This window comes from Amylibacter sp. IMCC11727 (assembly GCF_029854195.1).
Classification (GTDB): Bacteria; Pseudomonadota; Alphaproteobacteria; order Rhodobacterales; family Rhodobacteraceae; genus Amylibacter.
In genome coordinates this window covers 131,922-153,337 of the sequence record NZ_CP122960.1, presented here as the reverse complement: position 1 = coordinate 153,337, position 21,416 = coordinate 131,922, and the positions used below count along the sequence as shown (strand labels likewise).

General features: G+C 53.8%; 20 protein-coding genes. 7 read left to right on the top strand and 13 right to left on the bottom strand.

Features of this window, described 5'->3' with window-relative positions:
- Nucleotides 1-60: 60 nt before the first annotated feature.
- The 7 genes from addA to QBD29_RS00835 all read right to left on the bottom strand — a co-directional run bounded on the left by addA (nt 61) and on the right by QBD29_RS00835 (nt 11,325).
- Entirely contained in the window at nt 61-3,435 is a 3,375-nt protein-coding gene (addA, locus tag QBD29_RS00865) for a double-strand break repair helicase AddA (RefSeq protein ID WP_280099452.1), read from the bottom strand.
- On the bottom strand, nt 3,432-6,398 hold the full coding sequence (gene addB / locus QBD29_RS00860) for a double-strand break repair protein AddB (protein ID WP_280099451.1): 2,967 nt from the start codon (nt 6,396-6,398) through the stop codon (nt 3,432-3,434). The genes addA and addB overlap by 4 nt, the downstream gene beginning before the upstream one ends.
- A complete protein-coding gene (locus QBD29_RS00855; protein WP_280099450.1) occupies nt 6,391-7,080 on the bottom strand; it encodes a nucleotidyltransferase family protein in 690 nt (229 codons plus the stop codon). Before QBD29_RS00855 ends, addB begins: the two co-directional genes overlap by 8 nt.
- Nucleotides 7,070-8,089 (bottom strand): phosphotransferase, encoded by a 1,020-nt coding sequence (locus QBD29_RS00850; protein WP_280099449.1) that lies wholly within the window; start codon nt 8,087-8,089, stop codon nt 7,070-7,072. Before QBD29_RS00850 ends, QBD29_RS00855 begins: the two co-directional genes overlap by 11 nt.
- 4 nt (nt 8,090-8,093) lie before the next feature.
- Entirely contained in the window at nt 8,094-8,621 is a 528-nt protein-coding gene (gene tsaE / locus QBD29_RS00845) for a tRNA (adenosine(37)-N6)-threonylcarbamoyltransferase complex ATPase subunit type 1 TsaE (protein WP_280099448.1), read from the bottom strand.
- A gap of 27 nt (nt 8,622-8,648) precedes the next feature.
- On the bottom strand, nt 8,649-9,629 hold the full coding sequence (locus QBD29_RS00840; RefSeq protein ID WP_280099447.1) for a PAS-domain containing protein: 981 nt from the start codon (nt 9,627-9,629) through the stop codon (nt 8,649-8,651).
- Between the two features lie 271 nt (nt 9,630-9,900).
- Nucleotides 9,901-11,325, bottom strand: a complete 1,425-nt coding sequence (locus QBD29_RS00835) for a sensor histidine kinase RegB (protein ID WP_280099446.1) — start codon at nt 11,323-11,325, stop codon at nt 9,901-9,903.
- 103 nt (nt 11,326-11,428) lie between these two features.
- Between QBD29_RS00835 and QBD29_RS00830 the strand changes: the two genes are divergently transcribed.
- Both QBD29_RS00830 and QBD29_RS00825 read left to right on the top strand, forming a co-directional pair.
- Nucleotides 11,429-12,031 carry an SCO family protein gene (locus tag QBD29_RS00830; RefSeq protein WP_280099445.1) on the top strand — a complete coding sequence of 201 codons (603 nt, stop codon included), beginning with the start codon at nt 11,429-11,431 and terminating at the stop codon, nt 12,029-12,031.
- Between the two features lie 63 nt (nt 12,032-12,094).
- The gene (locus tag QBD29_RS00825; protein ID WP_280099444.1) at nt 12,095-12,649 is read left to right on the top strand and encodes an ActR/PrrA/RegA family redox response regulator transcription factor; all 555 of its coding nucleotides are present in this window, start codon (nt 12,095-12,097) and stop codon (nt 12,647-12,649) included.
- An 8-nt stretch (nt 12,650-12,657) separates the two neighbouring features.
- On the opposite strand, the gene QBD29_RS00820 is transcribed toward QBD29_RS00825, so the two are convergent.
- Complete coding sequence (locus QBD29_RS00820; protein ID WP_280099443.1) at nt 12,658-13,530, bottom strand: LysR family transcriptional regulator; 873 nt, start codon at nt 13,528-13,530, stop codon at nt 12,658-12,660.
- A gap of 98 nt (nt 13,531-13,628) precedes the next feature.
- Between QBD29_RS00820 and QBD29_RS00815 the strand changes: the two genes are divergently transcribed.
- Nucleotides 13,629-13,784 (top strand): hypothetical protein, encoded by a 156-nt coding sequence (locus QBD29_RS00815; RefSeq protein WP_280099442.1) that lies wholly within the window; start codon nt 13,629-13,631, stop codon nt 13,782-13,784.
- Nucleotides 13,785-13,787: 3 nt separating this feature from the next.
- Here the strand turns inward: QBD29_RS00815 and QBD29_RS00810 are convergent, their stop codons facing one another.
- Nucleotides 13,788-14,375 (bottom strand): HD family hydrolase, encoded by a 588-nt coding sequence (locus QBD29_RS00810; RefSeq protein WP_280099441.1) that lies wholly within the window; start codon nt 14,373-14,375, stop codon nt 13,788-13,790.
- A gap of 205 nt (nt 14,376-14,580) precedes the next feature.
- Between QBD29_RS00810 and ahcY the strand changes: the two genes are divergently transcribed.
- The 4 genes from ahcY to QBD29_RS00790 all read left to right on the top strand — a co-directional run bounded on the left by ahcY (nt 14,581) and on the right by QBD29_RS00790 (nt 18,484).
- The gene (gene ahcY, locus QBD29_RS00805) at nt 14,581-15,966 is read left to right on the top strand and encodes an adenosylhomocysteinase (RefSeq protein ID WP_280099440.1); all 1,386 of its coding nucleotides are present in this window, start codon (nt 14,581-14,583) and stop codon (nt 15,964-15,966) included.
- Nucleotides 15,967-16,047: 81 nt separating this feature from the next.
- Nucleotides 16,048-17,199, top strand: coding sequence for an acyltransferase family protein (locus tag QBD29_RS00800; RefSeq protein WP_280099439.1), 1,152 nt, complete (start codon nt 16,048-16,050; stop codon nt 17,197-17,199).
- 144 nt (nt 17,200-17,343) lie between these two features.
- Nucleotides 17,344-17,685 (top strand): DUF2853 family protein, encoded by a 342-nt coding sequence (locus QBD29_RS00795; protein WP_280099438.1) that lies wholly within the window; start codon nt 17,344-17,346, stop codon nt 17,683-17,685.
- Between the two features lie 61 nt (nt 17,686-17,746).
- Nucleotides 17,747-18,484, top strand: coding sequence for an extensin family protein (locus QBD29_RS00790; protein ID WP_280099437.1), 738 nt, complete (start codon nt 17,747-17,749; stop codon nt 18,482-18,484).
- On the opposite strand, the gene QBD29_RS00785 is transcribed toward QBD29_RS00790, so the two are convergent.
- The 4 genes from QBD29_RS00785 to tsaD are packed head-to-tail and all read right to left on the bottom strand — an operon-like array spanning nt 18,481 to nt 21,363.
- Nucleotides 18,481-18,864 carry a DUF1761 domain-containing protein gene (locus tag QBD29_RS00785; RefSeq protein WP_280099436.1) on the bottom strand — a complete coding sequence of 128 codons (384 nt, stop codon included), beginning with the start codon at nt 18,862-18,864 and terminating at the stop codon, nt 18,481-18,483. The genes QBD29_RS00790 and QBD29_RS00785 overlap by 4 nt on opposite strands.
- Nucleotides 18,865-18,901: 37 nt before the next feature.
- Entirely contained in the window at nt 18,902-19,321 is a 420-nt protein-coding gene (locus QBD29_RS00780; protein WP_280099435.1) for an EVE domain-containing protein, read from the bottom strand.
- A 3-nt stretch (nt 19,322-19,324) separates the two neighbouring features.
- Entirely contained in the window at nt 19,325-20,281 is a 957-nt protein-coding gene (locus QBD29_RS00775; RefSeq protein ID WP_280099434.1) for an NAD(P)H-dependent glycerol-3-phosphate dehydrogenase, read from the bottom strand.
- On the bottom strand, nt 20,278-21,363 hold the full coding sequence (tsaD, locus tag QBD29_RS00770) for a tRNA (adenosine(37)-N6)-threonylcarbamoyltransferase complex transferase subunit TsaD (RefSeq protein ID WP_280101006.1): 1,086 nt from the start codon (nt 21,361-21,363) through the stop codon (nt 20,278-20,280). Before tsaD ends, QBD29_RS00775 begins: the two co-directional genes overlap by 4 nt.
- Nucleotides 21,364-21,416: the final 53 nt, after the last annotated feature.

Here is a 21,416-nt window from a genome sequence, read left to right as displayed (position 1 = left end):
CTTTCTCCAAAAAGGGAATCTTTAACGTTGGCGCCAACCTATGAACCACAGCTCCGCGCGTCAAGATGTGGTGGGTGATTGTAACGCTTCCATCACGATGTCGTGGTTAATCATCATAACTTCGCGCGTTGCGGTCCACAAAACGGCCACATCCACAACCCGATCAGGATAGATTTGTGACACCGCCGACCGATATGCACCCAACTGGCGCAAAATTCCAATCGGCGTTTCACTTGGCGTGTCAGGAACCCTTGCATTGGTTTTGTAATCCACGATCAAAACCCGATCATCCGACACGATAATACGGTCAATAATCCCGTCCATCACATCGCCGTTCAGCTCTGGAATGCCGATGAAAACAGGAACCTCGGCCAATGTGTCAGGCGCAAAAACATAGGCCAAATCAGGATCATCCAGCACCGCTTCGGCCTCTGCTAAAACCGCGATAAACTCCGCCTCATCAACGGGTTCGCAATCGCCCGTTAACAACTGTCGTGCCTTGGCCACCCGATCTGACCTTGCCGATTTTACCAAATGCTCCAACAGCTTATGAACCTGTCTTCCCTTGCGCTTTGCGGTCTCTGGCTCCACGCCATCACCCCCGGCAACCACTTTGGCCCCATCCATCTTGCTGGGTGAAAACGTCTTTGCCACCTTCGCAGCTTCTGGTGCCTCCCGTCCAATCCATTCAGGCAGGTCTGGCGCGCTCGCCGATTTACCCGCCTCAGCCTCAAAGGTCTGTTCAGACCAGTGATGCAAAACCGACGAACAGGTCCCAACACCCGCAACATTTTGTGTCACAACAGGCAACCAATCGCTTTGTTTCATCGCATCAGCAACCAGATTGTACCAGCTTGATGCGACTTCTTTACCGCGATTCCCTGCACCCGCCACAACCAGCCACTGTTCCGCACGGGTCAACGCCACATACAGCAACCGCATCCGTTCTTGCTCGGCAAACTCCTTAGCCGCAGCCGCCCCCTGCATCTGCGCCGCAGGCATCAAGTCTTTGGGTGATTTCCACAAAAACCCACCCTCTTCCAGCGGCATAATCTGCGACGTATCCCGATTTCCTGCACGCACTTCGGTGTCAGGCAAGATCACAATCGGTGCTTCCAACCCCTTGGCCCCATGCACGGTCATCACCCGAATCTGCCCTGCCGCCGCGTCCATTTCGCGTTTAATCTCGACGTTGCCCGCCGCAAACCAGTTCAAAAATCCGGGCAAAGACGGCGCTTCTAATTGCTCATATCGCATGGCTTGAGACAGCAGCTCATCTATCCCGTCTTCCGCTTCCAATCCCAACCGCGCAAGAATATTTTCCCGCCCGTGATGCCGCGTCATAATCCGTTCGATTAACTCATAGGGCCGCAAGAAATCCGCTTGCTTTAGAACGTCACGCAACAACTTCAATTGTGCTGGATAAGCATCCTCAAAACCACGCAAACTCTGCCACAGCGTCACTTTATCTCCACGCTTATGGGCCACGCGGAACAAATCATCCTCGCTAAAACCAAGCAATGGCGACCGCAGCGCCTCGGCCAAGGACAAATCATCTTCGGGCAGGTCTGCGAACTTCAGCAAAGACAGCACATCACGCACTGCCAATTCCTGCCCCACGTTCAACCGATCCGCCCCTGCAACAGGCAGTTTTCGCGCCTTCAGCTCTTTAATAATATTGTGGAAAATCGGGCGGCGACCCTGCACAAGGATCAAAAAGTCGCTTGGCCGTACCGCACGGTTTTGACCAGGCAACTCCTGCCCAGATGACAAAAGCTGATCAACCCAACCCGCAACATTACGGGCCAAAATGATCTGGGGGTTGTCAGGGTCTGGCGTGTCAACGGGCTCAAACCACGGCGTGTCGTCTTCTGTTTTGACCTTTTCTTCGAACGGCCATAAATCCACGCGCCCAGGCAAGCGATCAAAAAACGGACGATGTAGCGATTTTTTGCGAAACCCTGTGCCAGCTTCTCCATCAAACACCCGATCCACGAGCCGCAAAATGGGATCAGCAGATCGAAACGAAAACGCCAAATCTCGTTCTTCTAAACGTTGCCCCACCGCTGACAGTCTGTCCGAAAACCGCTGTCGCATCACATCAAATTCCGCTGGGTCCGCCCCCTGAAAAGAATAGATCGACTGCTTTTCATCCCCCACAACAAACACGGTACGTTCGGTGGTTTGCCCGCCTTCGCCTGTGGTAAATTCATCCGTTAATCGTTTCACCACATCCCACTGGCTCGGCGAGGTGTCCTGTGCCTCGTCCACCAAAACGTGGTCGATCCCACCATCCAGCTTGTACAAAACCCATTGCGCTGAATTTGAATGAGACAACAGCGCACTGGCCCGCGCGATCAGATCATCATAATCCAGCCGCCCCGCATCCAACTTCCGCTGATCATACCGCGCTAGAAACGCATCCGAAAAGCCCGCCAAGGCTTCGGCCCGTTCCAACGCAAGATGGTTCACATACAGCCAATACGCCTCTTCTGTACGTTCCATAATTTCGTGCAAATCGGCAACCAGATCAGGATGCGCCTCACGACACGGCTTTTGCGATGGTAGCTTGTCGTATTTTGCTGAAAACGGCCCCGCTTTGGCGGTTGCACCATAAATCAACAAACCACCTGCTGCTTTCAAAAACCCATCTAGCGAATTGCTTTGCAATAGCTTTTCGATCTTGGCAACATCGGCAACGTTCGTTTGCTCTTCTGAAACAATCCGCGCAGTTTCTTGCAGCACTTGGCGCCCGTTTGCCCCGAGGATGGAGTCCATAATCTCATTTGGATTCGTGTTTGCCGCCCCAGCAAACATCTCGCGCACAACATCAATGCGCAACGTGTTCCGTTTGCTGGCAATCTCCGCCAACAACGCATCGGGTTCCAGCCCAGACATAAATCGCGCCAACCGATCTACTGCGGGCAAGCCCGTGCCAATGGCCAGCTCTTCCAAAATCTCGGCGCGCAGCAATTTGGCTTGCCGATCCTCCAACACCTCAAATTGGGGGGATACGCCCGCCTCTAACGGGAACCGCCGCAACAGCTTGTCACAAAATGAATGGATCGTTTGAATCTTCAACCCACCTGGCGTTTCCAGCGCATTTGCAAACAATCGCCGCGCTTGGCGCAAATCCGCATCGCTCAGCTTCTTCTCTTCGCCCAGCTGTGTCAGCGTTTCGCGAAGTTTATCATCCGCCATCATCGCCCATTCACCCAATCGTTCGAACAGGCGGTTCTGCATTTCGGACGCGGCGGCCTTGGTGTAAGTCAGACACAGAATTTTCTGCGGCGTTGTCCCATGCAGCAACAATCGTGCTACGCGGTCCGTCAAAACCCGCGTCTTACCCGATCCCGCATTTGCCGCCACCCAAGTGGACGCTTCTGGCTCCGCCGCGCGCACCTGCGCAAGGGTTGCTTCGTCAAACTGGGTCATGTCCGATCCCCCACTGGCACATCCTTGGGCGTATCACTTTCTTCCCACTCCCCCTTGCGGGCCAGATGATCGAACTCATAGGCGAACGCCATTTTTTGCATTCGTGGTCGGGATGGGAAACCCTTGTTTGGGTCCGCATACGCGGCAATCAAATCGGTTAATTCGGCCCAGACCGCGTTGGCCTCTGCCAATGATGTAGACTCGGGTTGTATATCCCCTGCTGCACTCATTGATTTACCGCTGAGCCCAATATATTCCAGCACCGACGGCTCGCCTGCTTCCACCCCGTCAAAACCACCAGCAACCGCAATCGCAGCCTCCAACTGCAATTGCTTTTTGAAATACTTGATCTCATCCGCGCTTGGGGGTGATCCCGATTTATAGTCATAAATCACCAATCCACCGTTTGTATCCTGATCGATCCGATCCGCCTTTGCCGTCAGGGTAAAGCCCAGCTCTGGAATGTGCCGCTGCCCTTCCACTTCTTGCTTTAACACGGTGCCTCGTTTGCGCCGATCCGCCTCGCCTTGCACAAACCACCCTGCAATCCGCGCCAATCGTGCCAGCCAAATGCGCTGCACGGCGGGCCAGGGCACTTCATCGCGCAACACCTCTTCGGCCACATCCAACAGCGCGGTGCGCGCGTCATCAGGCAACGTCTCTGGCCAGGTCTTCACAAACTTCTCCACAACCGCATGCAGTGCGATCCCACGGATCATCTCATCCGGTTCGCGCCCTAATGGATCGAGCCGCTTGAGCGCCAAAATCTTGGCCGCATAAACCGCATAAGGGTCACGGATCAGCCGCTCCACCTGCGTCACCGACAGGCGATCCAACCGTGCATTTGCGGGTGGCACTGGGGCAGGGCGCACCGCCAACGGAACCCGTTCCATTGGCCGATCCAGCAACCGCGCCAGATCAATCCAATGTTGCCCCTTCGCATTCATGGCTTTAACCGCGGCTTTGCCCGTATCCCCAAACCCATTCATCAGGTTCAGAATGCGCACCACCCATCGGGACGCCACAGTTGGCGCATCCCCATCCCGCACGGATCGGCTCAGCACCAATTCTCCCGCACCGCAGCCTTGCTGAAAATCATGGGCGGACAATCCCACCAAACGTTCAGGCGGCGGCAGGCCAATTTGCGCCCGCATGGCCCGATTAAGCCAAGGATCAGGACTTTCCACACCAGGCCAAACGCTGTCGTTCAACCCGCCAAGGATTACAATATCCGCACTTTCAACCCGTGCTTCCAACGTGCCCCAAATCGCAATACTTGGATGCGATGCACGCGCCTCGCGCACGGTTTCCGCGCCCAAAACTGTGCGAAACAGCGCCTGATAATCCGCCACCGAAAGCGGCCCCGCCGCGTCTGCTTCGCGTTCTAGTTTGGCAAAAACCTTTTGCGCTTCTTCCCCAGTTTCCAATTCCCACAAACGGTGCGGCACGGTACGCGACGGCCCCTGCGCCAGCGCTTCCGCTGCTTTTAAATGCGCGTTTAAAAATCCGTCGAGCCCGCCCTTTTCAACGCGTTCCAATGGCGCAAAACAGTCCTCAACCCAATCCGCCCAAACACGGCGCTCTGGCTCTTTCTTAAAGGTATCTGCCCAATCTTTAATGGCCTGAAAATCCACAAACGGCGCCCCACCGCGCAATTTCGCCCGTTCATATTCGCGGGCAAATCGGCGGCTGGACCCTTCGCCAATGGCGCTGTCCGTCAATGGATGTTTCAACAAAGATATCAGGTCCAGCGGTGTCACCGGCGCACCCATTGCCGCCGCAATCATGCGCAAATACACACCCGGTGGTGTCAGGTGCAGCGGGCGCCCCGCGCTGTCATCTGGCAGGATTTTCCACCGTTGTAACGTAGCGGTCACCCGCCGCGTTAACGTCCGATCAGGCGTGATCAAAACCGCCTTTTGCCCTGTCTCCGCCGCCTCTCGCAATCGTAAGGCAAGGGCGAGGGCTTCCGTTTGGGGCGTATCTGCTTCGATCAAAGAAACCCCATCAATCGCAGCATCCAGCGTGCCAATCAACTTTGGCCCTTCATCCAGCCATTGATCGGTAAAAGGCGCAGGTCGCAACGCCAGTGAAATCACCGCATTTCGCGCAGCGTTCGCAGGCATCCCATCGCTCCAATTCGCGACATCAGCCAACGCGACACCCGCCCCTTTGCAAAATACCGCAAGCGCCGATTGCGGATGGTCCAGTGGCACATTTTCACCCGTCAACGCATCCCAATTTTCCGCTGACAATTCACGATCCAAACCAGGCAAAACCACTGCGCCGTTTGGCAGCGCCGCAACGGCTCGCATAAACAACGCCGTTTCCCCACGCGACCCCGTAGAGCCGATCACCAAAATTGGATGCTCAGGCGGATCTATCGCCCATTTCGCCGCAAACGCTTCTGCCGCTGCCCGTTGGCGATCTTGCGGATCAGTTGGCGTTCCAGTGTTTAAATGCTGCGCCAAAATGTTCAAAAACCGCAGGCTTCGACCCCAGTGTTCAGAATGGCTTTCAACGTCGATATCCGTCAGTCTGTCAAACGCAATGCCTTCGCCCTGCATCTCATCCAAAACCCCAGCCAACGATTTTGCCAAATCGAATTTCGCCGATTGGGGTGCAACGGTTTCATCTGCTGCCAACAACGCGCCAACCGCCTGCGCCAATGTCAATTCGCGGCGTAATTTTGAAATAGGATCGGGCAGGGCACGTGGCAGATCAGGATGGTTTGCAATATCTGTCACTACTCGAATTTTTGGCAACAAAACCGCCCCTTGCGCGGCTAACAGCTCCTTTAACCGCCGCGCCATACGCTGCGTGTTCACAAATATCTCGATCCGCGCCAAATCCTCAGGCGGCGTCCCCGCTAATCGCGATGTCAAACCCGCCACAAAGCTCTTGGAAAAATCACACCCAATCGGGATGGCGAACACACGGGGCTTTTCGCTCGCATCAAACATTGGCCAAAACCCGTTCCGCCACACTGATCCCTTCAGGCCGCCCGACGTCCACCCAACGCCCCTCATAAGGCAGGCCAAAGGCCCGACCCTTTGCAATCATCTGATCCCAAATCAGGTTCAACGAAAACGCATTTTGGGAAACCTCCGCCAGCAAATCCGTTTTCAAAATCTGCACACTCCCATACACAAACGGCGCGGATTTACGGCGTCCACGGCGTTCAATTCGGCCCATTTCATCCAAATAGAAATCACCAGCCCCTGAATATTCCACTGTATTTTCCACGGGAATAAGCGTCAGCAGTGCATCCATCGTGTCTGGATCCCACGCGGCTTGCAACGCATCCACAGGATTGGGCCCAGCATAGATCACATCAGAATTCAGCGTGAAAACAGCCCCATTTCCCAGTACAGACAACGCATTTTTCAATCCGCCGCCCGTTTCCAAAACCTCCGGCTCTTCGCGCAGGCAAACCACATTGCGATCCGCAAGATAATCCTCCAACTGGGCTGCGCGATAATGGGTGTTTATCACTACCGTCGACACATCCGACAACAGGTCCAACGCATGATCAATCAAAGGCTTGCCAGCGACAGGGATCAGGGGTTTGGGCAGGGTATCTGTCAACGGCGCCATACGCGTTCCAAATCCAGCGGCAAACACCATCGCGCGATCAATTGGCATTCATCAGCTTTCGAATTTGTGATTGCATCGCCAAATTTGGCTCTGGCACATTCTGTGCGATCCACTCGCGTAAATCGGCCAATGCGGGATCGGTTAAGTCCCGCTGCAAATGCGCCCAAACACGGGGCATATATTTGAGGTAATCTTTCTTTTTGTCCCGCAAACACAACCGTGTAAAAATACCAATAATCTTGATATTTCGCTGCGCTCCCAAAATGTTATAGGCTGTTTCAAACGCCGCTGAATCCACCCCGCTGCCCGCAATATACCGATCCAACATCTCTCGTTGCAGGGCTGGTGACGTGTCACGCCTCGCGTCTTCCAACAAGGACACCAAATCATAGGCGGGATGTCCTACCAACGCGTCTTGATAATCCAGCAAACCAATCCGCTGCACCCCTGCGCGATCAGGCAGCCAAATCAGATTTTCGGAATGATAATCCCGCAAAACCGTCACATAAACTTCGTTCAAGATTTTTCCACAAGCCTCTGTAATCAAATGACTAAACTGATTAACAATCTCAACACTTGTGTTCTGCCCCGTCGCCGCTGGCAAATACCAATCCGTCAAAAGCTGTGCTTCACGCAGATACGTTGCCCCATCATAAGGTAATACATCTTTCGCAGGTTTTACGTCTTTCAGATCAATCAAAACATCAACAGCGGCTTTGTATAGGGGGCGTTCCAGCGTGGCATCATTTGCACACAACCGTGCAACAAGGTCATCGCCAAAATCTTCCAGTAACAAGAATCCGTGCTTCGCGTCCGACGCCAAAATCTTGGGCGCAGACAGCCCTGCTGCCAACAGCCACTCGGTGATCTGCACAAACGGCTTGGTGTCTTCGCCCTTTTCGGGTGGTGCGTTCATCAAAACGGCGTGGCCCAGCGTGGCATCTTGCAAACGGTCATAGCTGCGGTTCGATGCGTCGCCTGCCAACAATGCGCGCTCCGCATTGGCCCATCCGGCGTCTTTTAAAAAGGTGGTTATCAGGCTGGATCGGTCTGGCACGGTGTCACTCCGTCGGGGTGTTCAAATACTCTAGCAGAGCGATCACACTGTCCCACTTGCTGTCCGTCCATTCAAGAGAAACTCGACGACGGTCCTCATCAATCGTGTCCAAATGCAGCGACAGTGCATTTTGAGGCCGCAAATTGCCCAACCGTTCAGGCCATTCGATCAAACAAATGTCCTCTTCCAACGCTTGATCCAGACCCAGTTCATAAATCTCATCCACGGATGACAACCGATACAAATCCGCGTGCCAAATTTGCACATCATCCAGCGGATAAACCTGCACCAATGTAAATGTGGGCGATGGCACATCTTCAACCGCATCGACGGTGCGCAAACGGGCCAAAATACATGCCCGGGCCAGCGCCGTTTTCCCCGCGCCAACATCGCCCGACAGCAAAATCGTATCACCCGCAGAGACCGCGTCTGCCAGCGTTTGGCCCAATTGATTGGTATCGTGGATCGAGGATAAAACGAAGGATTTTTGCATGGCCGCCTGAAACAATGAACTGCCTGTTCCTACGCCCATCCCCGCAGTCTTTGCAACGGGGAAGGTTCAATTCACCAACTCCATCGTTGCATCCTGGCGTGTGTCTTCCTGAAATTCGCAAAATACATACCCATCCGAAATGGGCGACACAATCATCGTAATATCTTGGCCCGATTTTAGCGTAACCGTCGCCTGCCACTGGCTCCGCTCAGAGATATCATTCACAAAATTCCGAAACTCCCCCCACACTGGCGTCGGTTTGCTGTGCTTCTGGAACACGCGGCTTACATCGTTCACGGTTGTGGGGCTAATGGACGTGGACAAGGAACAGTCCCACATCGCATCAAACCCATCATTGGCATAAGACAGCTCCCCTGCCTGATCGAAAATCGCCACTGCACCAGACAGATTTTCAAATGCGGAATACAACTGGCGTAACTCGGCACGATACTTTGCCTCAAGCGCGGCCGTGCGCGAAATGTCCTCAAACAACAACGCCGCTCCCCCTTGCGGATGGGGGCGGCCCGTCACGCGGTAAATGTGGCCTGATGGCAAGGCCCAATCCACCTCGTACTTCCCTGTAAACGCCCCACTTTCCAGCTCGGCAAATTCGTGACGCAAGGTGGTGAAATCCTTTGGCTCTGGGATCGCCCCGTCATTGCGCAGCCGGTCCAAAAACGCCCGCATACTCGGTTGTCGTGCCAACCAATCAGGAGCCAACCCCAACAACGTGGATAAGGCAGGATTAAACAGGGTCAAATCGCGCTTTTTGTCAAACACGGCCAACCCAATCGGCAGGTGTGCAAATGTAGACGCCAACGTTTGCACAAACCGTTTCAGCGCCCCATCAGTTTCCACCAACGCTGTGGCATCAAGGGCATAAAACACCGTCTTGGACCCAATCGTTTGTGATTGCAGGGTATAATTTTTTGCCGCCTGCGCCCGCGCGTTTTGCAAATCATAGACAATTGTTCCTATTTCTGGCTTCAGCACGTTGGATTGCACAAATTCGACACGCCCTTGAAAGGGTTTCTTTGGGTCAGACAAATGAGTCCTGCAAAAATCATTCTGCCAAAGAACTTTATCTTCGTGTTCTATCCATATGGAAAAAGGCGCATTTTGCGCAATGGCGCAAATGGAATTAACCTGCGCATCTTTGGCGTGCCCACCCATCGGCATCAGCCAAGACAAACATGTGCCTAAACCGAACAAAAACACCAAAAGCATTAGTACAGATGTATCAAACACCACGAACGCACCCTCATGTGATAAGGTGCGCTTAGTTTTTGGTAATATGTATTAATTTCGCGTTAACGGATCAGCCACGCACGGGGATATGCTGGTTTTCGCCAACGCCACCTGATTTATCGACTTCGATATCTGATCGGGCCCATCGCACGTTCACAATGGCGCCCGTGGCCCCTGCCATGGCCTGCATGGCCGCTGTTTGATTGTTCAACGTGTACCCATCTGGCGTTCCGTTGGTAAACGTCAGCTCGGCCCCCGTCCGCTCCAACATCGTTTTCGCAATAAACAGGCCCAGACCCATGCCCTCGTACTCGGGTCGCGACACATCTTTTGTCCCAGATGCTTTGCGCTTGCTCAGAAACGGATCGCCAATGCGGCCCAGCAAATCACTGGGATAGCCCGCGCCATCATCACCCACCACAACCCGAATGGATGTTTCGCTCCAAACGGTTTGCACCCACACGGTGGACGACGCAAAATCCACCGCGTTTTGCACCAAATTGCGCACCCCGTGAATAAATTCAGGGTTACGCAACGCCAGTGGAATAATGTCCAAACGCGGCATATCCGTATGCCCGTTGTATAAAAACTTTATCTCAATGCCGCGGTTTTCATGCGGTTCTGCGGCCTCTTGCACAATGGCAGTCAGGGGTGCGCGTTTCAGATGCAAATCATCTTTGCCCGCCCGACCCATGTCGCGCAAAATCTCGCGCAGCCGATCCGCCTGTGATGTGATCAACTCTGCATCTTCGCGCAATTCAGGATTATCGGCCAATTCTTCCGACAGTTCGGATGCCACCAATTTAATCGTTGCCAACGGTGTCCCCATTTCATGCGCGGCAGCGGCCACAACTCCGCCCAAAAGCGTCAATTGATGCTCCCGTGCCAGCGCCATTTGCGTCGCAGACAAAGCCTGACTCATGGAAAAGGTTTCATTTGTCACCCGCCGCGCATAGCCCCCCACAAACAGAATCCCGATCAGCAAAGCCGCCCAATACCCTGCGACAAATAGGTCCGGAAGTGCGATCACCTCGCCAGAGTTCTGATGCAACGGCACATTGTAAAACGGCAAGATACTGATCGCAGCCAAGGCAACGCCACCAATCAATAACGTTGCATTCAGCCGCAAAACCGTGGCTGCAATTGTGACTGGAGCCAAAATTAGCAAGGCAAACGGGTTGCTCAACCCACCCGTCAAATACAGCAAAAACACCAGTTGCCCCAAATCAAACAACAGCGTTAGCATTGTTTCCCTTTGTGATAACCGCTTGTTTTCAGGCAAAATAAACGTGGCCGCCAAATTGAAAATAACGGATGCCCCAATCGCAGCCACCGTTAATCCCAATTGCAATTCCAAATCCAAAACATAAAACGCAACGGCAATGGCCACGCATTGTCCCGCAATCGCCAGCCAGCGCAAATTGATTAATGTGCGCAGACGCACCCATTCACTGCGGGCCGTGTTGGGAAAGATTGCCTTGGTAGGTTCGGCCATGTGGTGTTCAATCCTCAAACAGTTGTGACTTTTTGGCGTCTTGCCGTTTGTCGCATAACCGTCATCTCTGGTGCAACGCCCGATCCGCGAAAGGAACCGAACCATGCAAAAACCTATCGCCATTACGGCCGCCGCAGTCATCGCGCTGGGTATCGGCGCTGGAACCTACGTTGCGTTCTTTGCACAACCAACCCAATGCAGCGGCAGCACAATCGCTGGCGGCAAAGCGGCCATTGGCGGCCCGTTTGAACTGGTGGATCACACAGGTCAAACCGTAACCGACACAGATGTCATCACAGGCCCGACACTTGTTTACTTTGGCTTTACATACTGCCCCGATGTCTGCCCTTTGGACACCGCTCGCAACGCCGAAGCGATCGATATTTTGGATGGTATGGGCCACGATGTGAAACCCGTGTTCATCAGCATTGATCCAGACCGCGACACGCCGCCCGTTCTCGCCGATTTTGTCGAAGTGCTTCACCCCAAAATGGTTGGCCTCACAGGAACCCCTGATCAGGTCAAAGCGGCCTCAAAAGCGTATAAAACGTACTACCGTAAAAATGGCGAAGGCGAAGATTACCTGATGGACCACAGCACGTTCAGCTATCTCATGGGACCAGAAGGATTGATCGAGTTTTTCCGCCGTGACGTTCCAGCACAAGAATTGGCAGACACCACCGCATGCTTCATCAACCAATCCTAAGGCGGCGTTTGACCATTTGGAATGAGAGTTCTATTTGTTAAACCATAGTAAAAGGGGCGCACCATGTCTGACATTGAATTAAGAGAAATCGGCGAAGACAATTCTTTGATGATTTTGGATGACGACGAACCATTTCGCCGCCGTCTGGCCCGCGCCATGGAAAAGCGTGGTTTCAACCCAACCGCACTGGAATCAGTGGCCGCAGGACGCGCCTTTTGCACCGCTACACCGCCCGCTTATGCCGTTGTTGACCTTCGACTCGAAGATGGCACAGGCCTAGATGTGGTCGAAGTTCTGCGCGCCAAACGGGCCGATGCCAAAATTATCGTGCTAACAGGATACGGCGCCATTGCCACCGCAGTCGCCGCCGTGAAAATTGGCGCGACAGATTACCTGTCAAAACCCGCCGATGCCAAAGACGTCACAAACGCGCTCTTGGCCCAGCCAGGCGACAAACCACCCCCACCAGAAAACCCAATGTCTGCGGATCGCGTGCGTTGGGAACATATTCAACGCGTGTTTGAGCTTTGTGATCGCAATGTGTCTGAAACCGCACGTCGTTTGAACATGCACCGCCGCACATTGCAGCGCATTTTGGCTAAGCGCAGCCCGAAATAACCAGCGGGTTAAGCCACTTGATGCAACCATTTTTTGAAAGTCCGCAATGACGGGCTTTCAAAGTTTTTGCGCGTTACGATGTGATACCCCAACCCATCTGTCTTCAGCCGACAGACCGCCTGAAATTCGCCGCTGGTGATTTTGTGGTCGATCAAAGAACGCGTAATCGCCGACACCCCAAGCTTTGCACTCACGCCTGCAAAAACCAAATCGCTTGATTCCAACGTATTCACCTGCGCCGATTTCAAATCAAACCCTTCGGATTGAACAACCAGCCGCCGCTCGCGTGCATAAATGCGTTCAAAGAACCACGTCAAACCCACCAAATCCGCCATTGAATTCGCATTTGGATTGTTAATCAGCTCGGGATGTCCAACCACAACCAAATCCCCACTGGTCAAATACTCTACATCACAACCGGCCCACGACCCATCTCCAAACCGAATGGCCATATCCACATTGTCCTTGGCCAGATCGACCAATTTATAGGTTGGGCTGATGTTCACCGTAATATCGGGATGTTTCTCCCAAAACGATCCAATGCGCGGCATCAACCAACTGGTCGCAAAGGCAGGGGTCACTGAAATTGTAAGCGGGCGATCAACACCCAACTGGCGAATATCCTGCACCCCATTGGCAATTTCGCCAAACCCAGCAACCAATCGTGCGGCCAATCGTTCTCCCGCATGGGTCAGGGCAATGCCACGGCCCGCTCGAACCACCAAAGACTCCGAAAACTCCGCCTCTAGGCCGCGCACATGTTGTGCAATCGCCGCATGTGTAACGTTCAGCTCTGCCGCAGCTTTGCTAAAGCTCAGCAGCCGCGCCGTGGCTTCAAACGCCCGAAGCGCAGACAGGGAAGGGATTTCACGCCAATCCATTAAAATGATAGTTCAGCTAACATTACAGAAATATTCCAGATTCGATTGGCAAAGGCAAGTTTGTTAGAAAGAGAACAGAAACAGAAAAGGAGAACACCATGTTCAACGCTATCGCAAACACACTTTTCCTTGCAACTCGCAACGATGAAACGGCTCCAACACACAGATCTGAACTGCGCTGCCACGAAGACCGCAAGCGCGAAGAACTGCACCGCCAACAGCTGAATGCGCGGTTTTACAACCGCCGCGCTTAAATCTTAACTATCATTCAGATCGTTAAACACCTCAAGAAACGCACCCTTTGATTCCATCGGAGGGTGCGGGCGCAAACTGCGGCGCGGGATGTCATCAAACACAGGCTTCCCAAACAGTTTATCCGCTTCTTCCTTGGAAAACCCCGCAATCTCGACCGCCTCAAGCCAAGCCGATATCTTATCCGCCCGCTTGATCCCTTTTTTGATATTCGCTGGAATCACCGCAGGCAAACCAAACCGCAAATGAATCGCCGCCGTCAGACGTTTATCCATTTCCTCATATCCAGGTCCAACGGCCGCCTTCACAGGCGAAATCATGTCCCCAATCACATATTCAGGCGCATCATGCAGCAACGCCGCCAACTGCCATTTGCGCTCTGCCTTGGGGTACAACCGCCGAAACAATTCCAGCACAAACACCGAATGTTCCGCCACAGAATAGGGATAATCCCCGTTCGTTTGCCCGTTCCACCGCGCCACAAACGCCAAACCATGAGCAATGTCTTCGATTTCGATATCCAGCGGCGACGGATCCAACAAATCCAACCGCCGCCCCGATAACATCCGCTGCCAAGCCCGTGGTTGTGGCATAGTCTGATCCTTTTTTCTGCGCTTTCACAAACTAACCCAAAAGCGAAACAGAATAGAACCCACATCACACCATTCGATGCACCCAATCAAAACAACTGATGTCGCAGGCTGTCCGTTATTGTTGCCAGCAAACCTGTTCTTTGCTAGAGCCAGCCCAAGTTTTAGAGGGGCAATGCGGCCCCACCCACAAAAGAAAGACTGTAAGATGAGCAACGACTATTTCGTCAAAGACATCTCCTTGGCTGAATTTGGCCGCAAAGAGCTGGATATCGCTGAAACAGAAATGCCAGGCCTGATGGCCCTGCGCGAAGAATTTGGCGACAGCCAGCCGCTGAAAGGGGCGCGGATTGTCGGCTCTTTGCACATGACGATCCAGACGGCTGTTCTGATCGAAACACTCACAGCACTTGGCGCAGATGTGCGCTGGGCATCCTGTAACATCTTCTCCACCCAAGACCACGCCGCCGCTGCCATCGCCGCCGCTGGCATCCCTGTGTTCGCGGTAAAAGGCCAAACATTGGAAGAGCACTGGGACTACCTCGATAAATCCTTCCTGTTCGAAGATGGTCCAAACCTGATCCTTGACGATGGTGGCGATGCCACACTGTACATCCTTCTGGGTGCCCGCATCGAAGGCGGCGAAGAGTTTGGCGTGCCTCAATCCGAAGAAGAAGAAGCAATCCAAGCGCAAATCAAAAAGCGTATGGCAGCCTCCCCTGGTTGGTTCACCAAGATGAAAGGCCAAATCGTTGGCGTTTCCGAAGAAACCACAACAGGTGTTCACCGCTTGTACGAACTGCACAAAAACGGCGAACTGCCATTCCCAGCGATCAACGTGAACGATTCTGTAACCAAGTCGAAATTCGACAACAAATACGGCTGTAAAGAATCCCTCGTGGACGGCATCCGCCGCGCGACAGACACAATGATGGCAGGTAAAACCGCTGTTGTCTGTGGCTATGGCGATGTTGGCAAAGGCTCCGCTGCTTCCCTTCAAGGTGCTGGCGCCCGCGTGAAAGTGACTGAAATCGATCCAATCTGTGCGCTTCAGGCCGCCATGGACGGCTTCGAGGTAACAACACTCGAAGACGCCGTTGCAGATGCAGACATCTTCATCACCACAACTGGCAACAAAGACATCATCCGCATCGAACACATGCGCGAGATGAAGGACATGGCCATCGTTGGCAACATCGGCCACTTTGATAACGAAATTCAGGTGGCAAACCTCGCCAACCTGAAAATGACAAACATCAAAGACCAAGTAGACATGTACGAAATGCCATCTGGCAATCGTATGATCCTCTTGTCCCAAGGTCGTTTGCTGAACCTTGGCAACGCCACAGGTCACCCATCCTTCGTGATGTCTGCGTCTTTCACCAACCAAGTGTTGGCGCAAATCGAATTGTGGACCAAAGGCGACGAGTACAACAACGAAGTCTACATCCTGCCAAAACATCTGGACGAGAAAGTAGCCCGCCTGCACCTCGCCAAAATTGGCGTGAAATTGACAGAGTTGTCGAAAGATCAAGCCGACTACATCGGTGTCACAACCGAAGGTCCATTCAAGCCAGAGCATTACCGCTACTAAGCAAACTGCTTGAATTAAAAAATTATCGTGTAACAATAAGGCCTAGCATTATGCTAGGCCTTATTGATTCTGGATATTGTGATGAACCTGTCGACCACCCGCAGATATGACCTTGACTGGTTGCGGGTCATTTTGTTTGGCATCCTCGTGCCATATCACGCGCTCATCGGCTTCGTCAGCTACGGCCACACAGTATACGGCTATCGCAACCAAGACGTGGGTGGTGATCTGGCCGAATTTACGGTCTTTGCCTTTCACGCATGGCGGCTGTCTGCGTTGTTTCTTATCTCGGGGGTTGGAACGTATTTTTTGATGCGCAACAAAGGCGTCGGCGCCTTTGTTCAAAACCGCACCCTGCGGTTGCTTTTGCCGCTTCTTATCGGTGCAGTGTTCTGGAACGCTGTCACCAGCTACTACCAAGTCACTGCAAACGGCGAAGACTGGACCTTCCCTGCATACTTTTGGCATCGCCTCCAAAACCTAACACTCCGCAGCCAAGGTCATCTTTGGTTCTTGGTCAACCTGTTCCTCTATTCGATCCTCTCGATCCCGTTGATGTTCTGGCTCTTGAGCTCCAGCGCAATGGCCCACACACTTATTCCCACACTTGCAATTGCCGCGATCCTGATCGGTGCGCTGATAATCAAACCGTATGACACGACGCTCTATCGCCTGCGTTGGACGGCCCCCGTATATTGGGCCTATTACATCCTCGGTTTCTGGTTCATGACACTGCCCACTTCTGCTTGGGGTCAACTCGCGCGGCTTAAATGGCCAGCTCTCGTTTGCGCAATCCTCACACTCGCCAGCCTTGGAGCAATCCTTGCCAGTTTTGGGGAAAACACCGACGCCATGAACATGACGATCAACGGCGGTTGGGCACAAAACGGCGGCTCCATTTTCACGCTTTCCACAACGGGATATTCACTGCTCTATGCGCTCAACACCGCGCTTTGGTGCAGCGCCATCTTTGCGTTTGGATACACCTTCTTGAACCGAAACGCTGTGGTTTTACCCTCTCTCAACCGAGCCGTTTACCCGTTCTATATCTTCCATTTCCCCGTGTTGATGATCGGCCTATTCTATCTGCGATTTGTGTCGTGGCCTTGGGGTATCGAATTCTTAATCCTGACAATCGGAACCTTCGCCGTGACAGGCATCATCGTTTGGCTCTGTGATCAGCTCCCTTTCATGCGCCCGCTGGTCGGCTTGTCCCTACGTAAACCCACCTAAAACCCCCTGCAAACAGGACCAATCACGCCAATTTTGCAACAAAACCACCCCGCCCCCTTTTTTTGCGCGGCCACATCCCCTACATTTTGCATGGGGGAGGAAGCAAAGGCTCCTTCTAAACATCAACGCTTAAAGGAGCACACAATGGGAAAACGCGACGATTTGATCGCCCAGTATGCAGACGATCTGAAAAACAAATGTGGTATGACACCAGACATGGATCTTTTGACCAAGGTAACAATTGGCTGTGGCCCATCCATCTATGACGCTGACGCATCCACCGTTGCAGGCACCCAAGCCTCCGAACTGGAAACAGTAAAGAACAACTTCTTGATCAAAAAGCTCGGCCTGTCCGCCAGCGATGATCTGGATGGCGCAATCGCCAAAGTCATCGAAACATATGGCCAATCCGAGCGGAACAAATACCGCGCGGTTATCTACTACATGCTGACAAAGCATTTCGGCAAAGAATCCGTTTACGGCTAATCTTTGATCGATCAAAAAAATCGGGGCGTCCAAACGGGCGCCCTTTGTTTTTCGGACCAAAATGCGACCTGATCCTCAACCTCCAAAACGCCCGCTCAGTTTGGGCCGTCTAATCGGCGGATTGTTCTTGCCGCTGGTTGTACTGGCGTTTGGCGCGGCGGCGTTGCTGTACCACCCTGACACTCCACTCCCTGATCCGTGGAACCCGACAACACCTCTTGATCCAATGGCCGAAGTCACACCACTCACGCACTGGAAATTATCCAAGGCTGTGTCCGATCCGATGCTATGCTGGGCCGCGTTATCCGCATCCGGAACCATTTATTCCACCCGCGAAGATCAGAACAATTCAGACAGCTGTCACATCCGCACACCAACACGGATCACACGCATCGACGCGACCCGTCTTAACCCTGTCGAAACCCGTTGCGAAATCGCGCTGCGCTGGGCCATGTGGGATCGTCACGGCGTTCAAACCGCGGCGCGAAAACATCTCGGATCTTCGGTGACACGGGTCCACCATTTCGGCAGCTATTCCTGCCGTAAAATCGCAGGCAGCAATCGGATGAGCCAACATGCCACCGCCAACGCCATCGACATTTCAGGATTCGATTTGGCTGATGGCACCAAAATCCGCCTCCGTAATGATTGGGATGGCCCCGCAGACAAAGCCGCCTTTTTACGCGATGTGCGCAACAGCGCCTGTTCGTGGTTCGGCCTCGTCCTCAGCCCCGATTACAACGCCGCACATCACGACCATTTCCACATGGACCAAGGCCGTTGGGGCCGCTGCCGTTAAAACAACGTCAGCACAATGCCGATTACCGTACAGCCAACGGTCGAATACATCCCATCAATCAGCGTCAGTGCAAACGGACGCTGCGCAAACCCATAATTTGTGGCCAGCCAGGGCACGGCGATAAACAGCCCTAAACCGAACCCGCTTACACCGCCCAGCCACACCGTATCCACACCCGATGTTACAAAAATATGCCGCGTCATACCGGCGACCAAAATCACGGCAACAAGGCTGATGACATAAGGAACAGGGTTGCTGCGGTTAATAGTGTCTTCGGTCAACCCATTGGCCGCCATCCACGGCTTGGCCATAACCGAATACCAAACAGCGCCCCATGCAAATGCGGCCAAACCAGCAACGATAACTGCAACAAATTCCATGATGTCCCTCCTTTGGATACGGAAATCATGCGCCAGCTTACGCTTTCAGTCCACCCATTTGGCACACCAACGCCCATTCCTCGGGCGTCACAGGCTGCACGGATAGGCGCGAGTTCTTAACCAAAACCATATCCGCCAGTTTAGGCTCCGCCTTCACCATATCGAGCGTAACAGGATGCGGCACAGGCTCCACCGCCTTGATATCCACACATTCCCAACGCGGATCATCAGTGGTGCTATCAGGATGAATCGTCGCGCAAACTTCAACGATCCCTACAACCGCCTTTTCTTTCATTGAATGATAGAAAAAGCCGCGATCCCCAATCTCCATGGTGCGCATAAAATTGCGCGCCTGATAATTGCGAATGCCATCCCATTCCTCGCCCACGTCACCTTTGGCAACCTGCTGGTCCCAACTCCACGTATTCGGTTCCGATTTAAACAACCAATACTGCATCGCTTATCCTTCCCGCTTCAGAGGCCGCGACATCAGGGTCGCCAGCGCCTCGGTGATCTGTTGGCGTTCATTCAAAACATCCGCCACCGCTTGTGCAATGGGCATTTCAACCCCCGCAGTGGTGGCCAACGACAGCACAGCCTCGGCTGTGGCAACGCCTTCGACCGTTTTGCCCGTGCCAAAGGTTCCAGCCCGCCCCAACTGCTCTCCAAAGGCAAAGTTACGCGACTGCAGCGAAGTACAACTCAGCGCCAAATCCCCGAACCCAGATAACCCCATCAACGTCTCTGTCTGCGCCCCAAGTGTCCCAGCCAACCGCGCCAACTCGGCAAAGCCCCGCGTCATCAATGCCGCGCGCGCACTCTCACCCAGCCCCGCCCCCACAACAATGCCACAGGCAATGGCATAAACGTTTTTCAACGCTCCACCCAATTGCACCCCTGTCACATCGGGCGTCAGATACAGGCGCAAACTTTGGGTCGACAGTGTTTCTTGCAACCGCGATCCCAACGCCGCATCTGCGCAGGCAATGGACAACGCCGTTGGCATCCCCTTGGTCATTTCAGTGGCAAATCCGGGCCCAGACAAAACTGCGGTTTGCGCCCCATCCAAAACCTGCGTTTGTAATAACCCTGTTTCGCCTTCGATTCCTTTGGCGCACAGAACCACAGGTGCTTTGGTGGAAAATCCGCTATCGTTCAAAAACCCGCGCAATCGTTGTGCAGGCAATACCATCAACACCACATCCGCCCTTGAAACCGCGGCCAAATCCGTGGTCACATGCAACCCATCTGGCAGCGGCACGCCGGGCAAATACCGCACGTTCTGACGATCCGATTGCATGGCCGAAACTTGCGCTGCATCCCGCCCCCACAGGGTAACATCTGCGCCACCCAAACGCATCACGCTCGCCAATGCCGTTCCAAACGCACCCGCGCCAATCACCCCAACATGCGTCATGCCTTGGCCCCTTTCTTACCTGACCCCAGCATCGGCGCAGCTGTGCGATCCAGCGGCCAACGGGGCCGTGCCGAAAGGCTCATGTCATCCACGTGCCCATCTGCAAATCGCTCAAGCCCCGCCCAAGCGATCATCGCCGCGTTATCCGTGCAATATTTCAACGGTGGGGCCAGAAATTGAAACCCTTGCTCATCCGCCACATCTTGCAACGCCGCGCGAATAACCGAATTGGCCGCAACACCACCCGCCACTGCCAACGTTGTCTTCGCGCCAAACGCCTTACACGCACGGCGCGTTTTCTCCGCCAAGGTATCCGCCACCGCCACCTGAAAGCTGGCACATAAATCACGTCGATCCTGCACAGTGATCCCACCTTGATCCGCAACCAATGTATCCCGCGCCCGCCGCAACGCGGTCTTTAATCCAGAAAAAGACATGTCCATATCGGGCCGATCCAGCAAGGGCCGCGGAAACTTAAACCGCTTCGCATCGCCCTCCAATGCCTCGCGCTCAATCAACGGCCCACCAGGATACCCCAACCCCAACAACTTGGCCGATTTATCAAACGCTTCTCCTGGGGCGTCATCAATTGTGCCACCCATGCGCGTAAATTCATCTGGTCCATACACGCCCAAAAACTGGCAATGCCCACCAGACACCAGCAACATCAAATATGGATATTCCTCCCCATCCGTCATGCGCGGCGTCAACGCGTGGCCCGCCAAATGGTTCACGCCCACCAGCGGCTTACCCGATCCAACGGACAGCCCCTTTGCACACATGACACCGCTCATCACGCCGCCAATCAGACCCGGCCCTGATGTCACCGCAATTGCATCCACATCGGCCAGCGTGAAACCCGCCTCATCCAGCGCACGCTCCACACATAAATCCAAACGCTCCGCATGGGCGCGTGCCGCGATTTCAGGAACCACACCGCCAAAATCCGCGTGCAACTGTTCCTGCCCCCAAACTACAGAAGACAGCACATCACCCGCTCCGCCAACGGCCCCGCGAACAATAGCGGCGGCTGTGTCGTCACAACTGCTTTCCAGCCCCAAAATCGTGTAAATCTGCGTCATTGCCAATCCGCGCTCACCGTGGTTTTCTTGTTCAGCAGGTAACATTTGCACCC